The organism is Larkinella rosea (genome assembly GCF_003858635.1).
In the GTDB taxonomy this organism is placed as follows: Bacteria; Bacteroidota; Bacteroidia; order Cytophagales; family Spirosomataceae; genus Larkinella; species Larkinella rosea.
On the sequence record NZ_RQJO01000008.1, the window covers coordinates 1,131,496 to 1,157,931 of the forward strand.

At 51.9% G+C, this 26,436-nt stretch carries 22 protein-coding genes; 11 read left to right on the top strand and 11 right to left on the bottom strand.

Annotated elements, in window-relative coordinates; all coding sequences use genetic code 11:
* Positions 1–96: 96 nt before the first annotated feature.
* Positions 97–1,827: a tetratricopeptide repeat protein gene (locus EHT25_RS13425; RefSeq protein ID WP_185731356.1), complete on the top strand. Its 1,731-nt coding sequence runs from the start codon at positions 97–99 to the stop codon at positions 1,825–1,827.
* 92 nt (positions 1,828–1,919) lie between these two features.
* On the opposite strand, the gene EHT25_RS13430 is transcribed toward EHT25_RS13425, so the two are convergent.
* Genes EHT25_RS13430 through EHT25_RS13440 form a run of 3 tightly spaced genes read right to left on the bottom strand, consistent with a single transcriptional unit; the run spans position 1,920 to position 8,163 of the window.
* Entirely contained in the window at positions 1,920–3,422 is a 1,503-nt protein-coding gene (locus tag EHT25_RS13430; RefSeq protein ID WP_124875261.1) for a SusD/RagB family nutrient-binding outer membrane lipoprotein, read from the bottom strand.
* A 25-nt stretch (positions 3,423–3,447) separates the two neighbouring features.
* Complete coding sequence (locus tag EHT25_RS13435) at positions 3,448–7,032, bottom strand: SusC/RagA family TonB-linked outer membrane protein (RefSeq protein WP_124875263.1); 3,585 nt, start codon at positions 7,030–7,032, stop codon at positions 3,448–3,450.
* A gap of 39 nt (positions 7,033–7,071) precedes the next feature.
* On the bottom strand, positions 7,072–8,163 hold the full coding sequence (locus EHT25_RS13440; protein ID WP_185731357.1) for a FecR family protein: 1,092 nt from the start codon (positions 8,161–8,163) through the stop codon (positions 7,072–7,074).
* Between the two features lie 207 nt (positions 8,164–8,370).
* Here EHT25_RS13440 and EHT25_RS13445 point away from each other — a divergent pair, with 207 nt between their 5' ends.
* A complete protein-coding gene (locus tag EHT25_RS13445) occupies positions 8,371–8,931 on the top strand; it encodes an RNA polymerase sigma factor (RefSeq protein ID WP_124875267.1) in 561 nt (186 codons plus the stop codon).
* Between the two features lie 90 nt (positions 8,932–9,021).
* Positions 9,022–9,735, top strand: a complete 714-nt coding sequence (locus tag EHT25_RS13450) for a DUF3291 domain-containing protein (protein WP_124875269.1) — start codon at positions 9,022–9,024, stop codon at positions 9,733–9,735.
* Here the strand turns inward: EHT25_RS13450 and EHT25_RS13455 are convergent.
* The 5 genes from EHT25_RS13455 to EHT25_RS13475 form a co-directional block, all read right to left on the bottom strand.
* Positions 9,719–10,177 (bottom strand): DUF2147 domain-containing protein, encoded by a 459-nt coding sequence (locus tag EHT25_RS13455; protein ID WP_124875271.1) that lies wholly within the window; start codon positions 10,175–10,177, stop codon positions 9,719–9,721. The genes EHT25_RS13450 and EHT25_RS13455 overlap by 17 nt on opposite strands.
* Positions 10,178–10,192: 15 nt before the next feature.
* Positions 10,193–12,712: a DUF5686 family protein gene (locus EHT25_RS13460; RefSeq protein WP_124875273.1), complete on the bottom strand. Its 2,520-nt coding sequence runs from the start codon at positions 12,710–12,712 to the stop codon at positions 10,193–10,195.
* Positions 12,709–13,596 carry a sterol desaturase family protein gene (locus EHT25_RS13465; protein ID WP_124875275.1) on the bottom strand — a complete coding sequence of 296 codons (888 nt, stop codon included), beginning with the start codon at positions 13,594–13,596 and terminating at the stop codon, positions 12,709–12,711. The genes EHT25_RS13460 and EHT25_RS13465 overlap by 4 nt, the downstream gene beginning before the upstream one ends.
* Before the next feature lie 135 nt (positions 13,597–13,731).
* The gene (locus tag EHT25_RS13470) at positions 13,732–15,069 is read right to left on the bottom strand and encodes a hypothetical protein (protein ID WP_124875277.1); all 1,338 of its coding nucleotides are present in this window, start codon (positions 15,067–15,069) and stop codon (positions 13,732–13,734) included.
* A complete protein-coding gene (locus EHT25_RS13475) occupies positions 15,062–15,649 on the bottom strand; it encodes an RNA polymerase sigma factor (RefSeq protein ID WP_229311526.1) in 588 nt (195 codons plus the stop codon). The genes EHT25_RS13470 and EHT25_RS13475 overlap by 8 nt, the downstream gene beginning before the upstream one ends.
* Before the next feature lie 350 nt (positions 15,650–15,999).
* On the opposite strand from EHT25_RS13475, the gene EHT25_RS13480 reads away from it, so the two are divergent.
* Complete coding sequence (locus EHT25_RS13480) at positions 16,000–16,386, top strand: DMT family transporter (protein WP_124875281.1); 387 nt, start codon at positions 16,000–16,002, stop codon at positions 16,384–16,386.
* Positions 16,387–16,406: 20 nt separating this feature from the next.
* On the opposite strand, the gene EHT25_RS13485 is transcribed toward EHT25_RS13480, so the two are convergent.
* Positions 16,407–17,099, bottom strand: coding sequence for a YjjG family noncanonical pyrimidine nucleotidase (locus tag EHT25_RS13485; RefSeq protein WP_124875283.1), 693 nt, complete (start codon positions 17,097–17,099; stop codon positions 16,407–16,409).
* 434 nt (positions 17,100–17,533) lie between these two features.
* On the opposite strand from EHT25_RS13485, the gene EHT25_RS13490 reads away from it, so the two are divergent.
* The 3 genes from EHT25_RS13490 to nth all read left to right on the top strand — a co-directional run bounded on the left by EHT25_RS13490 (position 17,534) and on the right by nth (position 19,143).
* A complete protein-coding gene (locus EHT25_RS13490) occupies positions 17,534–18,133 on the top strand; it encodes an RNA polymerase sigma factor (protein ID WP_114405445.1) in 600 nt (199 codons plus the stop codon).
* The gene (locus EHT25_RS13495) at positions 18,108–18,344 is read left to right on the top strand and encodes a hypothetical protein (protein ID WP_124875285.1); all 237 of its coding nucleotides are present in this window, start codon (positions 18,108–18,110) and stop codon (positions 18,342–18,344) included. Before EHT25_RS13490 ends, EHT25_RS13495 begins: the two co-directional genes overlap by 26 nt.
* Before the next feature lie 139 nt (positions 18,345–18,483).
* Positions 18,484–19,143, top strand: coding sequence for an endonuclease III (gene nth, locus EHT25_RS13500; RefSeq protein ID WP_124875287.1), 660 nt, complete (start codon positions 18,484–18,486; stop codon positions 19,141–19,143).
* A 68-nt stretch (positions 19,144–19,211) separates the two neighbouring features.
* Here the strand turns inward: nth and EHT25_RS13505 are convergent, their stop codons facing one another.
* Complete coding sequence (locus tag EHT25_RS13505) at positions 19,212–19,631, bottom strand: nucleoside-diphosphate kinase (RefSeq protein WP_124875289.1); 420 nt, start codon at positions 19,629–19,631, stop codon at positions 19,212–19,214.
* A gap of 109 nt (positions 19,632–19,740) precedes the next feature.
* Between EHT25_RS13505 and EHT25_RS13510 the strand changes: the two genes are divergently transcribed.
* The 4 genes from EHT25_RS13510 to rdgB all read left to right on the top strand — a co-directional run bounded on the left by EHT25_RS13510 (position 19,741) and on the right by rdgB (position 23,479).
* Positions 19,741–20,757, top strand: coding sequence for a DHH family phosphoesterase (locus EHT25_RS13510; RefSeq protein WP_124875291.1), 1,017 nt, complete (start codon positions 19,741–19,743; stop codon positions 20,755–20,757).
* A gap of 160 nt (positions 20,758–20,917) precedes the next feature.
* Positions 20,918–21,829: an FKBP-type peptidyl-prolyl cis-trans isomerase gene (locus EHT25_RS13515; RefSeq protein WP_124875293.1), complete on the top strand. Its 912-nt coding sequence runs from the start codon at positions 20,918–20,920 to the stop codon at positions 21,827–21,829.
* A gap of 114 nt (positions 21,830–21,943) precedes the next feature.
* A complete protein-coding gene (locus tag EHT25_RS13520; protein ID WP_185731358.1) occupies positions 21,944–22,840 on the top strand; it encodes an FKBP-type peptidyl-prolyl cis-trans isomerase in 897 nt (298 codons plus the stop codon).
* A gap of 63 nt (positions 22,841–22,903) precedes the next feature.
* On the top strand, positions 22,904–23,479 hold the full coding sequence (gene rdgB / locus EHT25_RS13525) for an RdgB/HAM1 family non-canonical purine NTP pyrophosphatase (RefSeq protein WP_124875297.1): 576 nt from the start codon (positions 22,904–22,906) through the stop codon (positions 23,477–23,479).
* A gap of 69 nt (positions 23,480–23,548) precedes the next feature.
* Here the strand turns inward: rdgB and EHT25_RS13530 are convergent, their stop codons facing one another.
* Positions 23,549–25,657 (bottom strand): peptidylprolyl isomerase, encoded by a 2,109-nt coding sequence (locus EHT25_RS13530; protein ID WP_124875299.1) that lies wholly within the window; start codon positions 25,655–25,657, stop codon positions 23,549–23,551.
* Positions 25,658–26,436 lie beyond the last annotated feature (779 nt).

A 26,436-nucleotide genomic window follows, 5' to 3' on the forward strand; every position in this document is an offset into this window, starting at 1 on the left:
CGTGAGAATAGAGAAAATTTCTCTTTATTCTCACGTCTCTTATCTTTGATACGCTCTAACAGCGTTACGCCTTCCTCCCACCTTCCTTCTTTTCAAATGAAACCATGCTTCTTATTCATTATCGCTTTATCGATCAGTTTGATCGAAGCTTGCCAATCAAGGCAGCAGGCCACTGTTGATTCGGGGGGAAATGCCGCCAATTCTATTTCCCACCTGATTTGCCGGACGGAACCTACCGATAAAAACTGGTACAGCTCCGGGTTGAAAGCGCCCTTGTTTACGAATCTGGGAAATCTGCACTTCGCGATTACCACGCAGAATAAAGCGACACAACGTTATTTCGATCAGGGCTTTATGCTGTCCTACGGTTTTAACCACGCCGAAGCGGCCCGGTCTTTTTACGAAGCCATAAAACTGGATTCGACCTGTGCAATGGCGCACTGGGGGTTTGCCTACGTGCTGGGCCCCAACTACAACGCCGGGATGGAAAAAGACAACTACGAACGGGCCTACACGGCGATTCAGAAAGCCATTCGACTATCCGGTTCGTGTACGGAAAAAGAAAAAGCATTGATCGATGCGCTGTCGAAACGGTATCCGGCTCAGCCGGTCGATGACCGAAAACCGTACGACATCGCCTATGCCAACGCCATGAAAGCGGTTCATAACCAGTTTGCCGGCGACATCGACATTGCGGCTCTGTATGCCGAATCGCTGATGGATTTACATCCCTGGGATTTGTGGGAAAAATCGGGGCAACCCAAACCGTGGACGCCGGAAATCACAACACTTCTGGAGCAACTGATCAACCAAAACCCCCGGCACATGGGCGCCCACCATTTTTACATTCACGCGGTTGAAGCTTCCAAAACGCCGGAGCGGGGACTTGCAAGTGCGGATGTTCTGGCGGATCTGGCGCCGAATGCCGGACACCTGGTGCACATGCCGTCGCATATTTACATCCGTACGGGCCATTACCACAAGGGTTCACTGGCCAACCAGCGGGCCGTTGAGGTCGATAGTGCTTACCTGACGGCCTGCCATGCGCAGGGGTCGTATCCGTTGATGCTTCTGCCGCATAATTACCATTTTCTGGCGGCCACAGCTACGCTGGAAGGCAACAGCCAATGGGCAATGGCGTCGGCGCGGAAAGTGTCCGAAACGACCAAAAAGAAACTCATGGCTGAACCGGGCTGGACGACGCTTCAGCATTACTACACCATTGCGTATAACATTGCCATCAAGTTTGCCAGATGGGACGAAATCCTGCAAATGAGTAAAATCGACACGGTTGCCCTTAAATACCCGACCGCCGTCCGGCATTACGCCCGGGGGATGGCTTTTGCCGGAAAACACCAACTCCAGCAGGCCAAAACAGAATTGCAGCAACTGGAGAAACTAGCGGCTGATCCGGAAGTGCGTGCATTGACCATCTGGGACATCAATTCGATGGGCGCTATTCTCGACATCGCCCGGCGGGTTCTGAAGGCTGAAATTTTCACGCAGGAAGGTAAATGGGCTGCCAGCATTGCCTTGCTGCGCGAAGCCGTAAGGATTGAAGACCAACTGAATTACAATGAACCGCCGGACTGGTTTTTTTCGGTGCGGCACACGCTCGGTGCGGTTTTGCTGAAAGCCCGGCAATTTAGTCCGGCGGAGCAGGTATTCCGGGAAGATTTACGAACTTTTCCAAACAACGGCTGGGCGTTGTCCGGTTTGCATAAAGCCCAACTCGGTCAGGGCGACAAAGCCAAAGCGGCCCAAACCAAAGTCCTGCTGGACGAAGCCTGGAAACACGCGGACAGGAATCTGCTCGCGGATTTGTAACGAAATGTGAACAAGAGAGGAAAGAGAAGAGACAAGAGAATAGAGACGATGGGTCTTTATTCTCTTGTCTCTTCTCTTTCCTCTCAAAAAAACTACTTCTTATCCCACCAAACCTTGCTCAAATACGTATCGCCGTTCGCCATTCGAGACGACGCTTCGTTGTAGTTGGTCGCATTCCGCAGCCGTTCGGTACTTGAATAAACGCCCCGGCGCGGGATCTGGCCGTTGGTGGTGCCCGGATTCGGACCCGGTTTTAGTTTGGGATACCCCGTGCGACGCCATTCGGCAAACGCTTCGTAATGCCGCATGAACAGGCTGATCCATTTCTGAGTCATGATCTGCTCCAGTTGTTCTTCCGGCGTACCCGTCAGCTTGCCTTCCCGCGCGATGTAGGCGGCAATGTCGGCTTCGGCGATGGAATACGGCTGAATCTGCATCGCGGCCCGGATGCCGGCCTGGTAGAAACCTTCGGCCTGCGCCGGTGTCAGTCCGCCCCAACCCAGCAAAGCCGCTTCGGCCTTGAAGAACAGGTTGTCGGAATACGCCAGAAACACGTACGGGAACGTCGCTTTCCGGTCGTTGTAAATGGCAATGTTGCCGTATGAATAATCATCGCGGTTGATGATTACGCTGCTGCCCAGCGCAACACCTAATCCCCGGTAAATGGGTTTCCCGGCTTTTTTGGAATTCTCGGTCGGCTCGGCAATGCGCGGCAGACGCGGGTCGTTCTTCGCCAGCAGCATGTCAATAAACGGAGCCGCCATCTGGTTCAACTCCTTACTTCCGTTGTAACCGCCAATGATCGGGTGGTAGCCAAACGGATTCCCGTCCTGCGTCACGGTCGGCATGGCGCCGTTGTCGGCATTGCTTTCGATCAGGGGCGCTTTCAGGGCTTCCTCAACGGTTTTTCGGGATAAAGCCGCATCCGCGTAGCGAAGCCGCATCCCCAGCCGAAGTTTCAGCGAGTTGCCCAGTTTGCGCCATTTGGTTACGTCGCCTTTGTAAACAAAATCCGCATTGGCGTATGACACATCCGTCGCCGTCAGTTGCCCGATGGCTGCATCCAGGTCCGTGATCAGGGATTTGTAGATGTCTTCCTGCTTGTCGTATTTCGGTAACAAAATCAGGTTGTCGTCGGGCAAACCGGCCTGCGTATACGGAATATCACCCCAGAAATCGGTCATGCGCTGCCAGAAATAGATTTCCGTAATTTTGGCAATCGCCAATTTGGTGCGTCCGTTTGGCGTTCCTTCCTGCCCTTTCAGAATCTGTAACCGAATTTGCGCAAGGTTCTTGATCAGTTCGTAATGCGACGTCCAGTTGTTGGTTTCGTAAATGTCGCGGTCTTCGAGGTATTGCGAAGGTGCCGACAGCGAGCCGCTGGCCCATTGTTCGACCCACGATCCGACCTGCCACCAGTTGGTGCCATCGGCCAGAAAACCGCTCAGTTGGGCCTGCGAATACAGATACTCGGCCGGAACGCTGCGGGGCTGGGTCGGCGAGGTGTTCAGTTCCTCAAAATTATTGGTACAGGCCGATGCGCTGACGATCAGACCCAGTACCGGAAGCAGTATTTTTTTAGATAAAAGTTTCATGATTTCGATGCAGTTTGGGTTCCGGTCAGAAGTTCAGGTTTAAGTCCACGCCAACGGTCCGCAGCAACGGCAGCGAGTGTTGTTCCATGCCCATCGTGCCGGAATTGACGTTGATGGACGAGTTTTCCGGAGAAAAACCGTCCGTGTGCCGTTCGAGGTAGCCCAGATTGCGGCCATAAACCGCCAGCGACGCTCCTCTGACCACTTTGTTGTTTTTCAGAATGGACGCCGGAAGCTGGTAGGAAAGCCGCAGTTCGCGGATCGCCACGTAGCTGGCGTCGTACAGAAATTCTTCCGCAACGGCAAAGCCTTTATCCGAAGCCACCCGGTTCCAGTAGGCCTGGGCCGTCGTCGGAATGTCGTTGGCCTGGCCCGTGCTGATCCACTGGTTGCCTTCCCGGCGTGCCTTGATACCGGACGCGATCAAACCGCCTTCCCGACCTTCGAGCGTCCGTTTCGAGGTTCCGTAAGCGGCTTCCTGTACGCGTCCCTGCGAGAAAATCTGCCCGCCCTGCCGGATGTCGATCAAACCGCTCAGCGATAAGCCTTTGTACGAGAAGGTGTTGGTAATCCCGCCAATCCATTTGGGCGTTGCGTTGCCAATAGCCACGGTACTAATGCTTTGCACGATGGGCAGGCCCTTGTCGTCGATCAGCCGGTTGCCGTTGGCGTCTTTCAGCCAGGCATAATCGGCGGCTTTCAGCTGACCGTAGGGCTCGCCCGGTGCGGCTACAACGCGGATGTTGCGGTCGGAACCCACCACGATTTCATTTACACCGTCGATCAATTCGAGGACTTTGTTGCGGTTTGCCGAGAAGTTGAAGCCCAGATCCCAGGAAAAACCGTTGGTGAGTTTCACCGGCGTGCCCGCAATCAGGAACTCAACGCCTTTGTTTTCGATCCGACCGGCATTGGTTACTTTGGTGCTGTAACCGGTTGATTGTGAGATGACAATCGGTATAATCTGGTTGCTGGTCACGGAATGGTAATACGTGAAATCCAGATTCAGGCGGTTTTTCAAAAACCGTAATTCGGCTCCGGCTTCGTACGAGGTTTTCAACTCGTTTTTCAGGTTCGGGTCAACAATAGTGCTGGTGTAGGTTGCCAGCGGCTGATTCAGGAACGTGTTCGCATTCAACCCGTAATACCCCAGGGTGTTGTATGGATCGCCGGACCGTCCGGCCTGTGCATACGAAACCCGTACTTTGAAATAGTCCAAAGCCGGCACATTCAGTTTGAGAGCGTCCGTTACGGCCCAACTCAACCCAACCGATGGGTAAAAAAACGAACTGTTGGTGATTGGAAGCGTCGACGACCAGTCGTTCCGCGCCGACACGTCGAGGAACAAATAATTGCGGAAACCAACGCTGGCCTGGCCGTAAACGGAATTGATGACCGATTCGGCCACCCCCAGCCGGGGCGTGTTCAGCACCGTCCGACCGATGGCGTACAGACCCGGAATGCTGAGCTGGCTGCCGGCATTGCCCGTAATACGGTATTTGTTACTCAGGTGGTTGGCTCCAAAGTTGGCATTGATCGAAAAATCACCGACTTCCCGGTTGATCATCAGCAATGCATCGATGTTTTCCGTTTTGTTATACTCCATATTCTCGGCTACATCACCGGTTTGCGAGATGCGCGTTCCGACGGCTTTCCAGGCGAATTGCCGTTCATAATACAAATCCGTTCCGTAACGAGCCTGTAAATTGATGCCTTTGGCCAGCTCGTAATTCAGCTTGGCGTAGGCAATAATCCGGTCGCGGGTGTCTTCGTTGTGCGTATTGTTGATGGTCCAGAACGGATTGGAAGTCACCGAGTTACTTTCGAAAATCTTCTCACCGCCGACAAAGTAACCATTGCCGCCCAGGTCCTGCGAATAGCGAATGTCTTTGGCCGTGTATTCGTACCGCTTCAGGCCGTCCATGTTCAAACTCCGCGGAATGTACAAAAACCGGTAAACCGGGTTCAAGCCATCGTCGCCGACGTACGGGCGGTTATTGACAAACTGGTTGACGTAATTGACTTTCGTATCCAGATTCAGGCCTTTGGCAATATCCGCCGACAGTTTAACCGTCACCGAGTTCCGGTTCAGTTTGTTGGTGGGCGTAAAACCGTCGTTGGTCAGGTTCGTCAGCGAAAAATAGTAATTCACTTTTTCACCGCCACCGTCGACACTGACGGTATTCATCGCCTGTTTTTCCGGACGAAAAAAAGCCTTGTACGGATCAGTGACGGGCGAATAGCTCACCGTATCACCCCACATATCTTCGATCTTTTGTCCCTGCATTTTCGGCCCCCAGCTTCCGCGCGTCGTCGGATTCCGGCCCGCACTCAGTTTCGGAATGCCGCCCGTCAGCGTCGAGTTGAACGGCACCACCACGCCGTTGGCCTGCCGGTAAAACGTGAACTGGCCGTTGTAACCCTGTCCGTATTCGTTCTGGTAATCCGGTTTCACGAGGGCGTTGCCGACCGAATAACTGCCGCTGTACTGAATGGACGGACGGCGGTTGCGTCGACCCGATTTGGTCGTGATGATCACCACCCCGTTGGCCCCCAGCTGGCCGTACAGAGCCGTTCCGTTGGGGCCTTTCAGAATGGTCATGGATTCGATGTCGTTCGGGTTGATGTTGGAAATCCCGTCGCCACCGTCCAGACCGCCCTGTAGTTGATACGAACTGATCGCCCGGCGGTTGGAATTGTCGATCGGTACGCCGTCGATGACGTACAAAGGTTGCGAATTTCCTGATAACGAGGAGTTTCCGCGAATCACAATCCGCGACGAACCGGACATCCCGCCCGCCGAAGACGTTACCTGGACCCCCGACACTTTGGCCGATAAAGCCGTTCCGAGGTTGGTGACGTTGGCCTGTGCCAGATCGGAACCTTTGATTTCGCCGGTGGAATAGGCCAGTGCTTTTTTCTCCCGTTTAATCCCCAGCGCGGTAACCACCACTTCGTTCAGGGTCTGATCGCCGGGCAACAAACGAACCGTCAGGATACTTTGGGTACCCACCGTAATTTCCTGTTTGGCGTAGCCCACAAAGCTGAAAACCAACACCGCATTGCCGTCGGCTACGTTGAGCTTGAAGGCCCCCTGCGCGTCGGTCGTCGTTCCCTGCGTGGTGCCTTTGATGGTGATGCTGACGCCCGGCAGGCTCTCGCCTTTGTCGTCGGAAACCGTACCCGAAACCGCCTGCTCCAGCGATGCAACAGTGGTCGCAGGCTCCGCGGGCAGGATTTCGCTGGTTTTGCCTTTGGTCAGGATGATGCGGTTTTCGGATACTTCGTACGTAATTGCCAGGGGTGCGAACAGCCGCTCCAGAACCGCAGAAAGTTGTTCATTGGTCGCGACTAACGAGAGATCGCGATCGACGCGGATGTTTTGCGGTACGTAAATAAATTTGACCTGCGTCTGCTTTTCAATCGTGGCCAAAACCTGTTTCAGCGATTTGTTTTTCAGTTGCAGACTGATGCGCTGGCTGAGCAATTCCTGCGTGGCCTGATCCGGGCTGACCGAAAAACCGGTGTGCGAGACGGCCAGCAGCACGAGCAGGTACATCATCCGGCGGAGGTAAAACACGAATGGTTGGGTTAGTAGTCGTTTTTTCATGGTTTGATCAATAAGGGGTGTCGCATTGTTACTTTGGATTTATTCGCCACATCCGGTTGCCAGGATGAGCACTTTGCCGTCGGTTACCTCGTAGGAACCTTCGAGTGATTTGCTGATCAGTCGCAGTTGTTCATACAGCGACAAGCCGGTCAGCGAGGCCGTCAGGGTGCATTTTTGCAGGAGTTGTTCGTTGTAAACGATGTCGATTTCGTACGTTTCTTCGATGCGCCGGAACACGTCGGCCAGCGGCACATCGTCGAAATCGAAGGAAACAGAAGCCGCATTTTTGGCGATAAAAACCGGATTTTCAACGAGTTCTTTCCGGAAAACCTCCTCTTTGGCGTTAAAAACCACCTGCTGATTCGGGGTCAGCACAACGCCGGTTACTTCCGGTTTGGCCGCATTCCGTTGTTGTTCCAGTTCTTTCCGGGAATAAACCGTCACGCGCCCGGTCCGAACGGCGACCGTTACCTGCGGGTTTTCGTCGTAGGCTTTTATGGTAAAACTGGTGCCAACCACGCGCGTCACCACGTCCCGGGCGTATACCAGAAACGGTACTTTCGGGTTCGGAACCACGTCGAAAAACGCTTCGCCCGTCAGCACCACCGCCCGCACCTGTTGCCCAAAGCCGGCCACGTGCTGAATCCGGCTGTTGGGCTGGAGCCGAACCGTACTGCCATCCGGCAAAGTCACCCGAACCGGTTTGCTGGTCCGGTTTGCCTGTTCCACCACGCCGTCGCTGGATGGGGCGGTCGGCAGCAGACTCACCAGCGACAGCGGTTTTTGCGGGGTTCGCCACACCAGCCAACCGGCGCCCAGCAGCAGAACCAGGGTTGCGGCCACGTACCAAACGCGCCGATAAACCGGAATTTTCCGGTGAACGGGTTGTCGAATTCGCCGTAGAATCTGACCGGTTTCGTCCGCCAACGCGGCTTCGGTAACTGCGGCAGCCGGGATGTTCAACGCTTCCAGAATATCCTTGGCAAGCAGCGCTTCCGCCCGGTTCGGAAGCGCCTGCGCCATCCAGTCGGACCAGAAAGCCGCAGCCCCTGCGTCCCGGTTGTAGACCCAGGCGATGAACGAATCGTCGGTTAGAAAATCTTCGGCTTTGTAATGCTGATACGCCTGCATAATGAGATGGTACGGCTCCCGGAGCACTGTGGATATTGGGAGATAGAACGGTTTTTCAGGTTGATACCCACTTTTGTGCGATTTTTTTGTTGGCAGGAAATTTCCCGACTTGTTACTATTTTTTACAGATAATCCACTAATTTGGGAGGATAATGGCTTGTGAAGGCAATCGCGTAAACCTATTTTCATATCCTATCCACCGATGTTATGGAAAGTAAATTGACCGATCCGGATCTCTGGGAACGGGTGCGGGCGGGAGATGAAGGGGCCTTTGAAGAACTCATCCGGCGTTTTTACCGTCCATTATACCACTACGGGTCCAAGTTTACCCGTGATGTCGATGTGCTCAAGGACGGCATTCAGGATTTGTTTGTGGAACTCTGGGCGTACCGCCGGAATATTGCCCAGACGGAATACGTGCGGGTATATCTGTTTAAATCGCTACGGCGAAAACTCCACAAAGAATCCATCCGGCGGGGTTTTACGGAATCGCTGGAAGACGATTTTTCGGAAGGATCATTTTTTGAGGAAAGCTTCGAAGCGGAGTTGATCCGGACGGAACTGTCGGCCTACCAGCGCACTCGCCTGGAAGCCTTGCTGAAAACCCTGACCGACCGCCAGCAGGAAGCCGTTCACCTGAAATTTTTTGCGGCTTTGCCCAACGATAAAATCGCGGAAGTGATGGGGCTTAATTACCAGTCCGTGGCCAATTTGCTCCACCGGGCGGTGAATAAGCTGCGCGACGGCTGGCACACCTTACTTCTTTAATCGGTGACCGGTTTTTTTCCTCCTGATAAATAAATCAAACAGGCAGTCTGACTAGTTGTATCTGTTTGTACAGATTGAAAGTGTTTTACCGTGGTTGTCACCTTTACGTTATTACGGTATCCGCCCCGGCGCTGGTACCGGGCTTTTGCCAACATGGGCCGCTGGGTCATGAACCCGTTTCAGGCCGAGGGATTGCGGTTTCAGAAGATGATGGGCTGCGGACGGAACTTCGGCCTGATCCCGGATTTGTCGGCCTATGTTTTTCTGGGTGTCTGGACCGATGAAAAAAACGCCCGGCTTTTTTTCGAATCCGATCGCTGGAAAAACATTTGTACGGAAACCAACGAGACGGGTACGCTCTACCTGAATCCCATCCGCTCACACGGTGCCTGGGATGGCCAAAATCCCTTTGAAACCGCTGCCAGCCCGCGTTCGGGCGGTTTTCCGGTGGCGGTTTTGACCCGCGCGACCATTCGACTGGCGGCTTTGCCCGATTTCTGGCGACATATTCCGCAGGTTCGGCAACGGCTGAAAACCCACGCCGACGACCTGCTGCTGGCTATTGGCGTGGGTGAAAAACCGGTTTTGCAGCAATGCACGATCAGCGTCTGGAAAGACGAAAAAGTGATCGAACAGTTCGCTTACCGGCAAAGCGGTCACAAAGAAGTGGTTCGGCGAACGCGTGAACGGCGGTGGTATTCCGAAGAATTATTTGCCCGGTTTCAGGTGGTGGGCCGCGAAGGCACGTTCAACGGAAAACCTCTGTTTCTGGAAACCGAAACGACTCCTACTGCACCCGCTTGAACTGCAGGCTTCGGCCCAGCCAGACAAACTTCCAGTAACCGCGTACGTTCAATTGGTCTAACGATACCAGCCGCACTTCTGTATCGAACGTATGACCGGTGTTCGGGTCATACACTTTACCGCCACCCCATTTGTTTTCTCCCTGGTACGTCAGCTTTTCGACGACCCGCAGGCCCAGCCAGGAGCGGCTGCGTAAGGCCGGATCGGGATTTTCGGAGTCCAGACATTGCTCCATCGGTGGCGTTCCGGGCGGGCAATAAAACCACACCACCTTTCCCACAAACTGATGGTCTTTTTCTTCCTGCATTTCAATCCGCAGGTCCTTGTCGACCGATTCCCAGATGCCCACAATCCGGTTGGCCGATAGGGAGCTTGAAATACCCGTCAGAAAGGGCAACAGCGCCGGTAAGAGAAACCAAAGGATTTTTTGCTTCTTCTTCATGCGATAGGTACGTACTTAAAATTGAATTCGAACTCCGGTGTAAATGCCAAAATGAGACGCGTGAGCGGTGTTGACCGCCGTCAGATGGTTGAGCCGCCAGATGCAGTCGACGGAAAACAGGTTGAAAATATTTTCGACCCCAACGCCTACTTCCGCGTAGGGCGTGCGCCCCGTGGTTTTGAACGAATTGACCTGATTGAAATTCCGGCAGGTCTGGGCCAGATCTCCCCAGAAAAAATTGGCCGTCACGCGTTCGCGCAGGTCGAACTGGTTGAGCAGCGGAATCTTGTTCAGAATCAGTCCGCCCAGCGAATACCGGGTAATCAGGCTCACGTACCGGTCGGCGGCAAATTCGTACGGACTCATGCCGTTGAAGGCGTATTTGTCGGCAACAAAATACGGATTTCCCCGAGGAATGTGCAGCAGCAACAGCGGAACCGTCCCCAAAACCGCCCCACTGGTCAGGTTATAATACAAGGTTCCTTTCAACGGCATCGGCAGGTTCTGCGACAGACTGACGCTGAATTTCAGGTAATCGAAATACGTATTCCTGAAAACCGGTACACCGCCCGCGACGTGAAACTGCCAGACGGGATACCGGCTGTTCAACCGGATTTTATCGTAGTTCAGAATGGTCGTTCGCTCATTGCGGGCGTAACGGAAATAGACGCCGATTTCGGAATTCGTCAGGACGTGCAATTGCCGGTGGGACGTATCCGAAGGATTTTCCACCCGTCTCGATGGCAGATAACTGAACCGGAACGACGGCGACAGCGAACCGTAATGAAAATAGATTTTCGACGACCAGTTGGGGCTTAAATCGCGCTCGTGGCTGAGCCGGACCTGCCGCATGAAATTCTGAAAAGCCGGAATCGGTTTGCGTAAGGCCAGCGTGAACAGGTTGTCGTTGTCGAGCTGATCGTCGTATTCCACCAGCGCATCGTAATCATTCTTGAACGTCACTTCATACTTACGGTAGCGGTTTCGGTCGGGAACGTATTTGACGCCGAACACTTCTTTAAACCGCCGGTCGTGGGTGCCGTACGCCAGATACCCCCAGAAACACCAGTTCGGATCGAACCCTTCCATCGACCAGATACTGGTCCGAAACCGCAGGCCTTCGATGCGGCTGGAACTCATGATGGAACTGAGCGGCCCAAACCGCCAGCGATTGCCGACTTCCCAGTAGCCACTGGCGATGAAAGCGGCCATTCGGGTCGTTCGCCGAAACCGGGGCGTGTTTTTGAGAGAATCAACGGCCTCGTAAATCGCCTGTTCGTGCATCGTCAGGGGCCGGAGCCGGTATTCTTCCCGGAACGGTTTGGGGGCCGCCTGCTCGGGGGCCGTCGGGAAAAAATTGGCGGACGTAACGCCGGGCGGGTCAATCTGATACTGCGCGTAACTAGTGGTGTTGATCAGGTGGATTTTTCGACTCGTCGAATCTTCCCGGGTGGGAATTCCGAGCAGCGCCAGCCCGTTTTTAAACTCAAAATTCAGGCTGTTTTCGGTCATGAGCCACACGGTTTCCCGATCGGCGCCAGTCATGGGCGCAAACGTCTGCCGAATCAGCAGTTGCTGGACAAAATTCATGTTCACGCCGGGGCTGGTCGCCAGGTCTACCTGCCGGATGGCGTAACTATCGGCGTCGATCAGCAGCGTTCCCTCGAACGTGTTTTCGTGCTTTCTTTTTGGATGAAACCGCAGCCGATACGTGTTCATCCCGTTATCGATCAGGGTGTCGGGCGGAGAAAAGGCGTAATAGGCCAGCCCCAGATCCGAAACCGGTCCGACAAACGACTGCTTGAGAATCGGGATCACGCCGTCGTAGATGTTGAACGGAATAATAAACCGCTCGAGTTTACCGGCCAGTTCATCGGTTTTCAGCCCCAGGTTTTGCTCGGCAACCACGTACGATGCCGTGCTTTGGGGCGAGTGCCGGTGGTGCTCGCGGCTGTATTGTTCCCGGAAAAAAATAGGCACCGAACTCGTCGAAGCCGTATCGTGCTCGTAGTGCTGATAAACCTGCTGCAAATTGCCCATGAATTTCCCCGCCCGACTGGCCGACAGGTTTTCGATCAGGACCTCCATTCGTCCGTACGTTTCGCGCAGCCAGGCTTTGCGGTTTTGCGGATCGTTGGTGCGTGTGTGGGCAATGATCTGGCGCATCAGCGCTTTCCCCGGATCGTGGTATCCCGTGACGGTCACTTCCTGCAATAAACCGGTAATGGCTTTCAGGTTAATCCGGATGGTATCGATCCGGGTTTGGGTGACGGGTACAAAAACCGTTTCGTAGCCGACCTGCGAGAGGACCAACGTATCGGACCCGTTTCGGATCGTCAGACTCAGTCTCCCGTGTTCGTCGGATGCAGAACCGTTTTTCCCCTTTTTGAGATAACCGCTCACAAACGGTACGTCCGCACCGGTTGCTGCGTCCGTCAAACGAACGTTGATTTGCGGAGAAGGTGCCAGTTTGGGCTGCGCCTGACTGAGCGTTCCCCATCCGGCCATCCAGGCCAGAAGCAGCCAGCGGTTCATCGGGCCGATTCGGCGGAAACAGATACCGGGTTCACTTCCGCTGACCAGACGTCCGGCGAAGTGAGTTCTTCATCGGCAACGCCAAGCTGGAAAGGTTGCAGCAGCAGGTGGTTGAAAGACGCCCCGTCGGTCGGTTCAGGATGCGTGTCGAGGCCAAAAATAATTTTGTCGGCCGCCAGCGTGCTGTAGGTTCCGAAAAACCGGTCCCAGATGCTCAGCACATCGCCGTAATTGCTGTCGGTATACGGTTGTTCCCTATGGTGATGCACGTGGTGGACGTTCGGGGTAACCAGCACGTAGCTCAGCACCCGGTCGAGTGATTCGGGTAGGCGGTAGTTGGCGTGGGCTGCGACGTTGGCGACGATCTGGATAAACTGCCGGGCCATGAGCGCCCAGAACGTGGGGCCGGTAACAAAAACCCACAACAGCAGAAACGACAGCCGGATGAACGTTTCGCCGGGATGTTCCCGCAGAACCGTTGACACGTCGACGTGCGGATCCGCGTGGTGAACGGCATGGAACCGCCATAAATACCCATAGCGATGCATGACGACGTGGTAGAAATATTCCAGCAGATCAAGGATAAGGAAAACGGCAATAAAATGAACGAACGAATTAGTAGCGAAGGGAAGATGGCGCACCAGGCCCCAGTTATGGGTGTCGCTCCAATCGAGTTCTTTTAATAACAACAGCCCCAGAAAGACCTGAACCAGCCCATCTGCCAGCGTAAAACGGGCATTGGTCAACGCGTGTCGCCAGCGCCGGAAATCGAGTCGCCAATCCTGCCGGTTTTCGAGGTGCCAGAAGAGGGCAATGGTAAAAATTAACAGCCCGATCCGGTGTGAATCGGGCACGTGGGCAAAGTACTGCGTTACGGGATGCATACGGTTCGTGATTCATGATAACGCCAGGAGATGGTAGCTGGACAGTTATAATTACTTACGGACCTTTGAAAGACAAACGTTGCCTGATTCAAAAAAAAATTATCAAATTTCCATGATGAAACTACTTACGGCCGCTTACCGGAACAAATCGACCCAGACGGACGCCCGCGCTCCCAGGTTACTGCCTTTGGCGGTATTCAGTGTACTGCGAAAATCGTAAATATAATACGGCGACAACTGGGCCGAAATGCGCGGTCGGCGGTATTGAATTCCGGCTCCCAACATGAAATTATGAAAAAACCGCGACTCGGTATCGGTTTCAAACGTATGCCGACGGGGCTGTCGGTATAAGTAGCTGTCGAAGTCAACCTGTTGATAAGCAGATAGATCGAAACTGGTGCCGGTCTGAATAAACAGGGACAGGGCGCGTCGCAACGGCACGTAATATTTCAGGCTGACGGGCAAACTGATGACGGACGTCTGAATGGAAATGTTGGTGATGCGGTTAAACTGGGCGGGTAAATATGGGCGATACACTTCAATAAACTCCTGCCCCGTAGCCTCGTTAAAATCACGCAGTGCCTGCAGGTTTTCGGTACTCGACCGGCTGGCTTGCAGGCCGATGGATATACCTAAATTGGCATCGGGGAAAGCCTCCACGGCGGGGCCTAAACCAATGCTGTTCAGCGTAGCCATGCTCTCGACACCCACCCGCGGATGGAGCGAAGAAAGCCGGAACGGATGGCGGATTTTGGGGGCCACTGCGGCCGTGACCGGGGCCTGCGGAGCCGGAGCGTCAACCACCGGCGAAACCGATTCAGCCGCGGCTGAATCGGTCACGGAACCGGTTTTTTCGGCAAGGGGAATCGGCGTAAAAACCGTTGCGGAGTCTGCTGCGGCAACTTCCCGGTTAGCGGTTTCATTGGGGTTGTCTGACGATCGATTGCCCGGTTTGTTTTTCAGCGACCGGGCCAACCGGTTTCGGACGTTCGACGAGGCAATCCAACCGCGGTTGTCTGTCCGGTTTCTGGGCGCACGCAGATTGTTGCTGAGCGAAAACCGGGAAGCTTCTGTTGGGTTTGCGAACGGGGTGGTTGTCCACTGGCCCTGTTCCGTTTGGTAATAGTGGCGGTGATCCACCACGGTCCGTTTGACAACATACACGGTATCCATCCGCTGGGGGGCTTTTGTAACGGCTGATGCCGAAACCGCCGACGCTGGTCTGGTGGCAAGGTCCATTTTTTCGGTAAACTGCCGGATGACCTGCTGATTTTCGTGCAGGCTATACAGTGTTGTCATCCAGCCGGTTAGCATCAGGGCGCTCAGCACCCAGCCGCCATGCTGGTGCAGCCAGGGCCAGAATCCCGCAACCGGGAGCCGTTTTCGGAACCGGTTCCAGGCCGTGGGCTGGTAAGCCGTACTGACCGATTCCAGATTCTTTTTCAGTAATTTGTCGAAACGTTCGTCAGACATAGTTTCGTCGGTTTACAGATGGTGTAGTGGTAGTGTTCCAATTCATAAGCAGTTCCTGCAATTTTAGTCGGGCTTTCGCCAGGTTGGAGCGGGAGGTTCCTTCGTTGATACCCAGTAGCTGGGCAATTTCGGGATGCGAATAGCCGTCGACGACGTGGAGCGAAAAAACGGTACGGTAAGCCGGTGGTATTTTTTGGACCAGATCCAGAATTTCCTCCGCTGAGATTCGTGCAAAAAGGTCGTCGACAACACCGACGTCATAAGCGTCTTCCAGATCCGTCAGCACCATTCGGGACTGATGCTGCCGGTAATGATCAATGGCCGAACGAACCATGACGGTCCGAAACCAGGCATCGAAAGGCTGTTCGGGATCGTAGTAACTAATTTTATTCAATACGCGTAAAAAACCGTCGTCGAACATCTCTTCGGCTTCTTCCCGGCTCGATGCGTAGCGTAAACAGACATTTACTCCGAAGCTGTAATAGGCTTCAAACAACTGCTTTTGGGCGGATTGTTTCCCATTCCGACAACCTTCCAGAATATCGGGCAGAGTCAGCGATTTACCTCTTCGAAAAAACACAAATACGGACAGCGTTAGTCTAAAGTAATCTACGAGTAATCGTTGCCTTGCCGTTGCCTGTCCGCTTATTTTTTTTCAATCTCAGGCAACGGCAAGGCATCAAAAGTCCGTATGGAAAGTGGATGGTGTTGCAAGACGATATGAATTCCCGTTGATAAAAAACCGGGAGGCAAGATGCTGAACGGAATTGGCAAATGATAAACGATTTCTGTTTTATGTAAACCAATAGGGGAAAGAGCCGGGTTTTGCCCGGCTGCTTTTTTAATGGACAGTTTTGTCCCGACGAATGAGTTGTTTGTCAGTTTTTTGATTGACTTTCTTCCCGCTGCGGATTATACAACGAATCTTCTATGAAACAATCACTTGCCGCTTGGCTCAGTCTGGTTGGTGCGGCTTTTTGCGAAATGGGCTGGACGTATTCCGTGAAATTTCTGCAAGTCGATGAGCTGAAAACCCTGCGCTGGGCTACCTTTTACCGGCTCGATGGCGGTTTGCCCATTCTTAGTTCATGGCTGGCTTATTTTATCTTTGGTGTGGTCAATACGGTTTTGCTGGCGCTGGCCATGCGCTCCATCACCACGTCGACGGCTTTCGCCGTCTGGATGGCGCTGAGCCTGATTTTTACAAAAGGAGTGGACGTATTCTGGCTAAAATCGACCTGGACCTGGCCGGAACTGTTCTTCATGGGCCTGATTCTGATCGGCGTGGTCGGCCTGAAAGCAGTCAACGTTACATAGCGGTTTTTCGTAATTCCAGTCTACAGAATCGCGATCAATTCTTTCAAATGGTGGATTTCGTAGGTCGGAGCGGGGCCTTCGAGCGGCAGACTGGCGGCATTGTAATACACCACATCCATGCCCGCATTCTGCGCTCCGCAGACATCCGCTTCGTAATTGTCGCCAATCATTAAACTTTCCCGCAGCGATGCCCCCGACGCTTCCAGCGCAAACTCGAAAATACGGGGCTCCGGTTTTTTGGCTTCGGCTTTCTGAATCGTGACGACGTGCTGGAAATAATCGGTCAGGCCCGAACTCGCCATTTTCAGCGCCTGAATTTCATCAAACCCGTTGGTGATGATGTGGAGCGCATAGCGGTTTTTCAAATACTCCAGGGCCTCCACGGCCGATTCCATCAGGTGCGGTTTTCGGGGCAGCAGTTGGAGGTAAGCCTCGTTCATCTCGTCACAAACCGAGTGGTCTGAAACACCGACAGCGTCCATCACCATTCGAAATCGGTATTTGCGGATGTCGCTGTGCGTCAGCCGGTTGTTGTAGAAATCAGACCACAGCCGGTTGTTGATGCTGATGAAATGGCGGTTAAATTCAACGACCGAGCCAACGCCCCGATCGGCGAGCTGGAATCGGTCGTATAAATCAAAAATGGATTCCGTCGAGTTGCGATCAAAATCCCAGAGTGTGTGATCGAGATCGAAAAAAAGATGTTTATACATAAGTCGTTTAGAACGTATCTTCAAAAAAACATACGTTCATTCAATCGCACAACCAACAAAATTCGTATATTAGTAGTCTACAAAGTTCGGTTAAAAAATTCAGGAGTGCTACCCAAAAAGTTTTTGAAAGATTGGAACGGTTTTAAACCCTTTGGCATTGTTTTGGGTCTATCCAATAGGTTCGTAAAAAAAGTACAAATGAATCCTTGAATAAGGCTGAAATGTTGAAATGATCAGGAATTGAAGTTTTTTTTACAATTCACACAATAAAGTGTTGTATTTTGACTGATTAGTATGAAAATAATTTTTCCGCCTATTGCAAAGTACAATGAAAATATTTTACTTTGAGACAACCAATCAGATCTTTCACTAAAAATCCCAACGCTCACACACTATCGATACAAAGCTCTACGTTACCTAACTGATTACTGAAAATGGACAAATTGCAGGTTAGCGACAGTGAGCTTATATCCCTGTACATCCGCGGTAGTGAAAAAGCCTTCGAGAAGTTGGTTCAGCGCCATAAATCGAAAGTTTATACCACGATTTATCTGATTGTAAAGGACCAGTACGTTGCCGAAGATTTAATGCAGGATACCTTCATCAAGGCTGTCGAAACATTAAAATCCGGTAAGTACAACGAAGAGGGTAAATTTTTGCCCTGGATTATTCGGATCGCTCACAACCTGGCTATCGACTTTTTTAGAAAAGAAAAACGCTACCCCAATGTAGTGTTTGAAGATGGTAGTAATGTGTTCAATACGCTGGAATTTGCCGAAGACTCGATCGAGTCGGTGCAAATCCGGCAGGAGACACATGAACATCTGCGTGAGCTGATTCAAAGGTTGCCCGAGCAACAACGGCAGGTTCTGATTATGCGGCATTACGAGGAAATGAGTTTCCAAGAAATTGCCGATGCAACCGGAGTCAGTATCAATACGGCATTGGGGAGAATGCGTTATGCTTTAATTAATTTGCGTAAGCAGTTAAGCAAACGTTCCCCATACTATGATACAAATTTTTACCAACGATGACGTAATCCGGTATGTCTACGAAGAGACATCCACCGAAGAAAATCTTCTGATCGAAGACGCTTTGATGGCCGAACCGGAGTTAATGAGCTTCTATCTGGATACGCTCGAAGTCAAGTGTTTGATGAACAAAATCGAACGCACTCCTTCGGATCGTACCGTTCAAAACATCCTGAATTTTTCGAGAAATTACGCGGCAAGCCCGTCCGTCTGATACCCTCAGGCCGACGGGTTTTGTTTTCTCCGATAAACCCTGGTTTCCTCTGATTAACCCTGTGTAACAGTTATAAAAATTATTACACAGAGTTAATCAGGGTAAATCAGAGTTCATCAGAGAGAGTTATCTTTGCTCTATGCAAAAGAAAGAACGCTTTCGGCTGTTTCTCGATTATTTCACTACTCACTTTCCGGAGCCGGAAACCGAATTGAATTACCGCAATCCGTACGAATTGCTGGTCGCGGTTATATTGTCTGCGCAGTGTACCGATAAACGGATCAATCAGGTGACTCCGAAGCTGTTCGAGCGGTTTCCCGAGCCGGAATCGCTGGCGGTTGCGTCGGTCGAAGAGGTGTTTGGTTACATCCGGAGTGTGTCGTACCCGAACAATAAAGCCAGGCACCTGGTCGGTATGGCGAAGGTGTTGACGACGGAATTTGGTTCGGAAGTGCCGGCGAAAGTGGACGACCTGCAGAAGATGCCGGGCGTAGGGCGGAAAACTGCCCACGTGATTGCTTCGCTTATTTTTAATCAGCCGACGATGGCCGTCGATACACACGTTTTCCGGGTATCGCACCGGCTGGGACTGGTTCCCAAAACCGCTACTACGCCACTGGCGGTCGAGATAGCACTGGTCAAATACATTCCCAACCAATACGTTCCCAAAGCACACCACTGGCTGATTCTGCACGGACGCTACGTCTGCATTGCCCGCTCGCCCAAATGCCCGGAATGTGCGCTAACGCATTTCTGTCAATACTATTCTGAACTGGGATTACGCGGATTAAAGGATTAAGAGGATATAAAAGATTACGGTAGTCAATCTTAGTTAATCCTTTAATCCGCGTAATCCCAGTTCAGAAATTAGTATTGCTCGATACCCGCAAAGAAGAAATCGCCTTCGATTTTGGAGTTTTCGTCCGAATCCGAACCGTGGATGGCGTTGGCTTCGATCGATTTGGCGTAGAGTTTACGGATGGTGCCGTCTTCGGCCTGGGCCGGGTTGGTCGCGCCAATGAGCTTGCGGAAATCAGCCACGGCATTTTCTTTTTCCAGAATCATCGGAATGATCGGCCCGGACGACATGTATGTCGTCAATCCATCATAAAACGGCCGTTCGCTGTGTACTGCGTAGAACTGCCCGGCGCGTTCTTTGGTGAGCTGGATTTTCTTCAGTGCTACAATCCGAAAACCGGCTTCTTCGATCATTTTAATGATGGCTCCGGAATTGCCGTCAGCTACCGCGTCGGGCTTAATCATTGTGAATGTACGGTTGGTCGTCATCAGGTCGTGAAACAAAATATTATTTGGCTCCAAAGGTATAAAGATTAGATAACAATTCTTCGTAATTTTGCGAATTGATACCCTCCCGTCCGAACGGGTTCATTTGTAAATGCAAGACTTCGACGCCATTCATGATTTGATTGAAAAGCCCCAGACGGTGCTGATTACCACTCACCTAAACCCCGATGCCGATGCCATGGGCTCGTCGCTGGGATTGGCGGGGTATTTGAAAAAAAAGGGACATCACGTGATCGTGATTGTGCCGACCGAATACCCCGAGAACCTGTACTGGCTGGGCGGAAACGAAGAAGTGATTGTTTTTGAAGAAAAGAAACGGGTCGAAATCAGTCAGTTGTTCGAGCAGACCGACGTCATTTTTTGCCTGGACTTTTCGGCCATCAACCGCATCCGTGACCTGGAACCGCTGGTGCGACAGTCGCGGGCCAAGAAGGTAATGATCGATCATCACCTGGAACCGGAATCGTTTGCCGATTACGCCTATTGGGACACGAAGGCTGCGGCAACGGCCCAGCTTATTTTTCAGTTGATCGACCGGTTTGGTGATAAAAATCTCGTCGATGTGCCGATGGCGGAGTGTCTCTACGCCGGAATTATGACCGATACCGGTTCGTTCCGACACGCCAATACCACGGGCGATGTACACCGGGTGGTGGCCGAACTGATCGACATTGGCATTGAAGTGAGCCCCATTCATCGACGGATTTACGATAATGTATCGGTGGATAAACTGCGTTTTACGGGGTATGCGCTGTCCGAAAAACTGGTGGTTTTGCCGGAATACCGGTTTGCCTACATTACCATTACCGACGCCGAACTGAAGCGGTTTCGGTCGAAAATGGGCGATACCGAAGGGCTCGTGAATCAGGCGCTGGCGGTTGAAGGCGTGATTATGGCCGCGATTCTGATCGATCGGGGAGACGAGGTAAAAATGTCGTTCCGATCGGTCGGTGATTTTTCAGTGCGTGACCTGGCGAGCCAGCATTTTAACGGAGGTGGGCACAAAAACGCAGCCGGTGGCCGAACGACGCTGACCTTGAAAGAAACGGAAGAAAAACTGTTGAGTGTATTGCCCGCCTATCAGGAGCAATTGCTGGAGACAGTTTAAAGTTTACGGTTTCAGTTTACGGTGGCTGACGCGCTCAGTGTTCGCCACCGTAAACTGAAAACCGTAAACCGAATACCTAACAACTAAATAAATTACTGTTTGTGGTGTGTAGTTAACCACAAATTCTAAAACCAAACTACGAACTACAAACTCTAATTTCATGAATCTCAAAACCATTAGTAAACTCTCTCTGCTGGTAGTGGTACTGGCTTCCTGCGACAACAACCGGGTGCAAGTAACCGAAAACGGGTTGAAGTACAAGTTTCACGAAGATGTTGAAGATACGCGCAAGGCGAAAGTCGGCGATGTCATGACGTTTAACCTGACGGTTAAAAACAGCAAAGACTCGACGCTGGGCAGCAGCTACCTGAACGGGTCGCCCGTGAAACAACCGTTGCAGGCATCGACTTTCAAAGGCAGCCTCGAAGAAGGTCTGGCTTTGTTGAGCAAAGGCGATAGCGCCACCATTTACGTCAATGCCGACTCGATTGCCGCCCGGTCGCAGCAGCCACTGCCGCCCTTTATTCCGAAAGGCTCCGACATTGCCTATACCATCAAAATGATTGATATTCAGTCGATGGAAGAGTTTCAGAAAGCACAGGTTGCGGTTCGGGAAAAACAGAAAGGCACTGATGAAAAAACCATTGCCGATTACGCAGCTAAAAACAAACTGGCCGGTCAAAAAACCGCATCGGGCTTATACTATGTGATTACGCAACCCGGCGCGGGGCCCAATCCGGGTTCCGGCGATGTGGTAAAAGTGAAATACACCGGTAAACTGATGAACGGAAAAGTATTCGACAGTTCCGATAAAAATCCGCAGACGCAGGCCGGTATCGATTTTCCGCTGGGTCAGGGAGCGGTTATTCCGGGTTGGGACGAAGGTGTTCGTCAACTAAAAAAAGGGGGCAAAGGCACGTTGATTATTCCGTCGGGACTGGCTTACGGGGTTGAAGGTGCTCCGGGTGCAATTCCACCTAACTCCGTGATTATGTTTGACGTGGAGCTGGTCGACATCAAGAAAGGTGCTGCGCCAACGCCACCGACCATGCCACAAGGGGGCGGCCGGTAATTTCCTAAATCTGACAACGAACCCGATACCAGATTTGTGTCGGGTTCGTTGTTTACACAGTGGGTGGGACGTGTGAGAAGAAGAAACGCATTTAGATAGACGATTGAGATGGAAATGACGAAAAATTGGCAGAAATGGAGCTTTGCCGTTTCGCTGATTGGGTTATTTATTGCGCAGTTGAGTTGTGCGCCGGACCCGGGCGAAGCCCTGAACGACCGCAAACGACGCGAAAACGAGGATGAGATTAAGGCGTACATCGCTAAAAATAATCTGAATGCGGTTAAGGATGATGTAACCGGTCTATATATTGCAAAGACAAAAGATGTACCGACTGGTCAGGTTCCGGCAGTCGGTGATGAGGTTCAGTATTATTTTTTGCAGGAGCGGTTGGACGGGCTTGTGGTCGACAGTAGTGAAACAGCCGCGAAAAAACCAGGTATCGTAACCATTGGAGCACCCACGCCGGGCGTGATTACAAACCGGCTCTATACCGGCCTGCAACTCCTGAAAGAAGGCGAAGAAGCCATCGTTTTGGCTCCTTACGACCCGACCGACAACAAGAGCGGTAATTTGCTGCTCCCGGCCTATACGCCCGTTCGTTACGATATTAAAGTCCTTAGCGTTCGGACGGAAGAAGAGCAAATTCAGGATTATCTGGTGGCCAAAGGGCTAACGGCTGCGGAAAAAACCGCTTCCGGTTTGCGTTTTTTGCTAACCAAGGCGTATCCTGATTCGGCTCTGGTAAAAACGGGGCAGACGGCAAAGGTGAAATACACAGGCCGACTTTTGAATGGCAATCAATTTGATGCAAGTGTTGATGGTTCAGACTGGAGTGTTGGCACAGGAGCCGTTATTCCTGCATGGGATGAAGCGTTTGTGAAAATGCGAGTTGGCGAAAAAGCGACCATTGTCCTACCTTCTTCACTGGGCTATGGACAGGCTGGTAGTAGTACTAAGATTCCTCCTTATGCTCCACTTACATTTGAAATGGAAATTGTTAGCTCAAAATAAATTCTCTTTTCAATTTCATAGGCTGTCTTTAGCGAGACAGCCTATTTTTTTAACTCATTTTCCATGACGCTTTGTTTTGCCACCAATAATGCGAATAAGCTCGCCGAAATCTCGGCGATGCTCGGCGATCAGTTTGCCTTAAAAACCTTGCAGGATATTGGCTGTTTCGAAGAAATTCCCGAAACGCAGGATACCATTCCCGGTAATTCGCGCCAGAAAGCCGAACACGTCTGGGATCATTACCGTGTCAATTGTTTTGCCGACGATTCGGGACTGGAAGTTGATGCATTGAACGGTGCGCCGGGTGTGCATTCGGCGTATTACGGTGGCCAGCCGCGCAGTTACGAGAAGAATCTAAATCTGCTATTGACCAATCTGGCCGGCGAATCCAACCGGAGCGCCCGTTTCCGAACCGTGATCACGCTGGTGATTGATGGTCAGTATTCCGTCTTTGAAGGCGTGGCTGAAGGTCAAATCCTGACCGAACCACGGGGAGATGGCGGTTTTGGGTATGATCCTGTTTTTCTACCCGACGGTTATGATCAAACGTTTGCCGAAATGAGTATGGACCAAAAAAGCGCGATCAGCCACCGCGGGAAAGCGTTTGAAAAACTGGTGGTATTTTTGAAAAACCGGTAATCATTGGGCATAAAAAAATAGCTTCCCGAACCGGGAAGCTATTTTTTTATGTGTGTACCGAACGGTCAATTAATAAAATTTAGCCCGGCGATCTTTGATTTTGGCATTGTCGCGGATGGCTTCGTTGATCATAAAACCGGCCCGGCCACTGGCGTTTTGCAGCAGTTGGTTTTTATAAACCGTATAATCGGCAACGGTTGGGGCGGGTACCACTTTGGTTGTTTCCACGATCAGCACACCGGCGTCGCCCGCAAATGGTTTCGAGCGTTTGCCATCTTTCAGACCGAATATTTTACCTACAGCCACCGGGTCAACACCGGCACTTTTCAGAAAACCGGTCGCCAGATTCAGATCGGGTACGGTTTCAACCAGCGCACCGGCGCCGTATTTCTGCGCAATGGACTCGAGCGTGCCGGATGCATTACCGAGTTTTGCTATAATCTGATCCACTTTCAACTGATTCCGAACCTTCGTGGTTAATTCCTGACGGAAATTATCGACCGTTGCCTGATCTTCTTCGGTTTCGCCGGTCAGAACGGCCACGACATACTGATCGTCCACTTCAATGGCCGACGAAACATCGTTGATGTCAGTGTCATCGTTGAAGGCCCAGCGAACCAGTTCACGGGCATTCCCGAGCGCGTTTACGCTGGTCGAGTTCTGCGGGATCCGTTCGGCCGTTGCCACCACGAGGGATTTGTCTTTCTTCGTGTTTTCGTCAAAAGCAGCTTTTGTTTGGCTTTCCGTGGCGAATTGCTCCGCTTTGCGGTACACTTCATCGCGGGTCGCCTGGCTTGGCGTAATGGTTTTACCGATCGTCGAAATCCGGTACAGCGTGTTGGTTTTCGCTTCGGTTACTTTGATGATGTGAAAACCGTATTCGGTTTCGACCAGACGGGGAATCAAACCGGTTCCGTTGAAGCCGAAAATCGCATCCTGAAACGGTTTGACCATTTGGTTGTTATTTTTGAAATACCCCAGATCGCCACCTTGCTGGGCCGAACCGTCGGCACTGTTGGATGCGGCAAGGGCTTCAAAATTAGCTCCTCCCTGAATCTGTTTCAGAATGCCTTCGGCCTTGATGCGGGCGGCTGCTTTAGCCGAATCACTACCGGCGGCACGAATCAGGATGTGACTGGCCCGGACCGTGAAATTGGTGTCTTTCTTAATACCGCTGTATTTATAAATGAAGTACGTGTTGCCCTCTTTGTAAGGACCGTATACCCCACCGGAGGCAAACGTGCCAACAGTGGCCTTCAATTGTTCGGGCATTTCACCCAGCGTCATGTACAACGGAGCCTGAACGTCGGAATTCATCCGGGCATACGACGAATCGTTGGTGGCCGTAGCCAAACCGCGCGCCAGGGTTTTGATCTGATCGTAGAGCGCCGTGCTGTCTTCTTTCGAGGGCACAACCGGGAAGGTTACGTACTGAATCGTGCGGCTGTTGAAGCTCTTGTATTCGTCTTTGTGTTTGTCCAGGTAGTCCTGCAATTGGCTATCGGTTACTTTCACCGTCGTATCCGGAACGGAGTAATACGGAACCAGCAGGAATTTGGCATCGGCCCGGGTGTTCTGAGCCTGGTATTCTTTCTGGGCTTCGGCGGTCGTTACAAACGAAGTTAACCGGAGCAGGTTTTCGTATTTGGTCCGGGTGCGGTCCGTGCTTAGGTTTTTCTCGAAGTTCGCCCAGGCCAGTTGTTGTTCGGCCGGTAATGTTTTCAGGCTCTTCAGGTAATTGATGACGGTATTTTTATCAAAAGCGCCGGTTTTCGGGTCCGTGAATGTCTGGCGGATGGCCGGGCTGATGAAATTCCCCTGTACCATATCGACCAGTTCTTCCGGCGTTACCTTCAGACCGAGGGCGTCGTATTCTTTTTGATACGCAATGTCTAGAATGAACTGGTTCCAGGCCTGATCGCGGAGCTGAACCTGATCCTGCTCGGTAGCGGGCCGACCGGTTTGTTGCTCGTAAGCCGCACGGGCTTCATCGACTTTCGCATTAAATTCCTGGTACGAAATCTTTTGTCCGTCAATCTCGCCAACGCTCTGGTCCTGTCCACCGAACAGGCTTCGCGAACCAAGCAGATCTCCTCCTACAATAAATAAAATCAAGCTGACCGCAATAATACCTACCGCCAGGCCTGACTTTTCCCTGATCTTGTTAATTAAAGCCATTGTTAGTTTTACACAAATGTATAGACCCGCAAAATAACACTTTTTCTCACGGAAATACAAGGAGAAAACCGGGGTGAATGGGCGGTTTTTCAAAATTAAACCCGGCCGTTCGACTTCTGAATCAGTGACTTTTCCGATGTTTTTGAACAATAGTAGCCCGGTTCTTTGGGTTCCCGATTAAACCCGGGCACCTGAATCCAGATCGGGAAGCAGGTGTTGCAAGACGAACCGCAGGCGATTCCGGCAGAAAATCACGCTGACAACCACGCACCACCTACCGGGTTCACCTAACCTAAAAGCCCTCGTATAGGAATCCGGATTTCTGTAATATTCTGAATTCCTGCGCTATTTATTTCGGCGAATTCTGGGCGTTTGGAAACGATATAAAAAGCGCGCCCTGCCTGAAAAACAACGTGTTGTATATCGTTAGACCGAGGAATTAGCGACATGCCGGCGAGCATAAAACCGCCAAATTGATGCGAACGGAATCTTTATAAGATACCGATAGACAGCTGGTTCGTAACGCCGGAGGAAGCCGGTTTTGGGTCGCCATTTCCGACCGGTTTCTAAACCGATAACCGTGTTCTCAGGCAAACTGATTTAATGAAGATAAACCCTGGTTTAGCCGGCTTTCCAGATTGTAGGGTTCAATCCGTTTGTGACACCTCATCCGGCAGCCTGCACCAATTTCAACTCCGTCACCCTGACTCACTGCGAACGAGTATTCATCTAACGCGTACTACCGATTGATTAACGGGCACCGCATCCATCATATCGAC

What these genes read in the sequence shown, in the direction of transcription:
- EHT25_RS13425 (WP_185731356.1), top strand. Translation starts at nt 97, where the DNA reads ATGAAACCATGCTTCTTATTCATTATCGCTTTATCGATCAGTTTGATC.
- EHT25_RS13430 (WP_124875261.1), bottom strand. Translation starts at nt 3,422, where the DNA reads ATGAAACTTTTATCTAAAAAAATACTGCTTCCGGTACTGGGTCTGATC.
- EHT25_RS13435 (WP_124875263.1), bottom strand. Translation starts at nt 7,032, where the DNA reads ATGAAAAAACGACTACTAACCCAACCATTCGTGTTTTACCTCCGCCGG.
- EHT25_RS13440 (WP_185731357.1), bottom strand. Translation starts at nt 8,163, where the DNA reads ATGCAGGCGTATCAGCATTACAAAGCCGAAGATTTTCTAACCGACGAT.
- EHT25_RS13445 (WP_124875267.1), top strand. Translation starts at nt 8,371, where the DNA reads ATGGAAAGTAAATTGACCGATCCGGATCTCTGGGAACGGGTGCGGGCG.
- EHT25_RS13455 (WP_124875271.1), bottom strand. Translation starts at nt 10,177, where the DNA reads ATGAAGAAGAAGCAAAAAATCCTTTGGTTTCTCTTACCGGCGCTGTTG.
- EHT25_RS13460 (WP_124875273.1), bottom strand. Translation starts at nt 12,712, where the DNA reads ATGAACCGCTGGCTGCTTCTGGCCTGGATGGCCGGATGGGGAACGCTC.
- EHT25_RS13465 (WP_124875275.1), bottom strand. Translation starts at nt 13,596, where the DNA reads ATGCATCCCGTAACGCAGTACTTTGCCCACGTGCCCGATTCACACCGG.
- EHT25_RS13470 (WP_124875277.1), bottom strand. Translation starts at nt 15,069, where the DNA reads ATGTCTGACGAACGTTTCGACAAATTACTGAAAAAGAATCTGGAATCG.
- EHT25_RS13480 (WP_124875281.1), top strand. Translation starts at nt 16,000, where the DNA reads ATGAAACAATCACTTGCCGCTTGGCTCAGTCTGGTTGGTGCGGCTTTT.
- EHT25_RS13485 (WP_124875283.1), bottom strand. Translation starts at nt 17,099, where the DNA reads ATGTATAAACATCTTTTTTTCGATCTCGATCACACACTCTGGGATTTT.
- EHT25_RS13490 (WP_114405445.1), top strand. Translation starts at nt 17,534, where the DNA reads ATGGACAAATTGCAGGTTAGCGACAGTGAGCTTATATCCCTGTACATC.
- EHT25_RS13495 (WP_124875285.1), top strand. Translation starts at nt 18,108, where the DNA reads ATGATACAAATTTTTACCAACGATGACGTAATCCGGTATGTCTACGAA.
- nth (WP_124875287.1), top strand. Translation starts at nt 18,484, where the DNA reads ATGCAAAAGAAAGAACGCTTTCGGCTGTTTCTCGATTATTTCACTACT.
- EHT25_RS13505 (WP_124875289.1), bottom strand. Translation starts at nt 19,631, where the DNA reads ATGACGACCAACCGTACATTCACAATGATTAAGCCCGACGCGGTAGCT.
- EHT25_RS13510 (WP_124875291.1), top strand. Translation starts at nt 19,741, where the DNA reads ATGCAAGACTTCGACGCCATTCATGATTTGATTGAAAAGCCCCAGACG.
- EHT25_RS13515 (WP_124875293.1), top strand. Translation starts at nt 20,918, where the DNA reads ATGAATCTCAAAACCATTAGTAAACTCTCTCTGCTGGTAGTGGTACTG.
- EHT25_RS13520 (WP_185731358.1), top strand. Translation starts at nt 21,944, where the DNA reads ATGACGAAAAATTGGCAGAAATGGAGCTTTGCCGTTTCGCTGATTGGG.
- rdgB (WP_124875297.1), top strand. Translation starts at nt 22,904, where the DNA reads ATGACGCTTTGTTTTGCCACCAATAATGCGAATAAGCTCGCCGAAATC.
- EHT25_RS13530 (WP_124875299.1), bottom strand. Translation starts at nt 25,657, where the DNA reads ATGGCTTTAATTAACAAGATCAGGGAAAAGTCAGGCCTGGCGGTAGGT.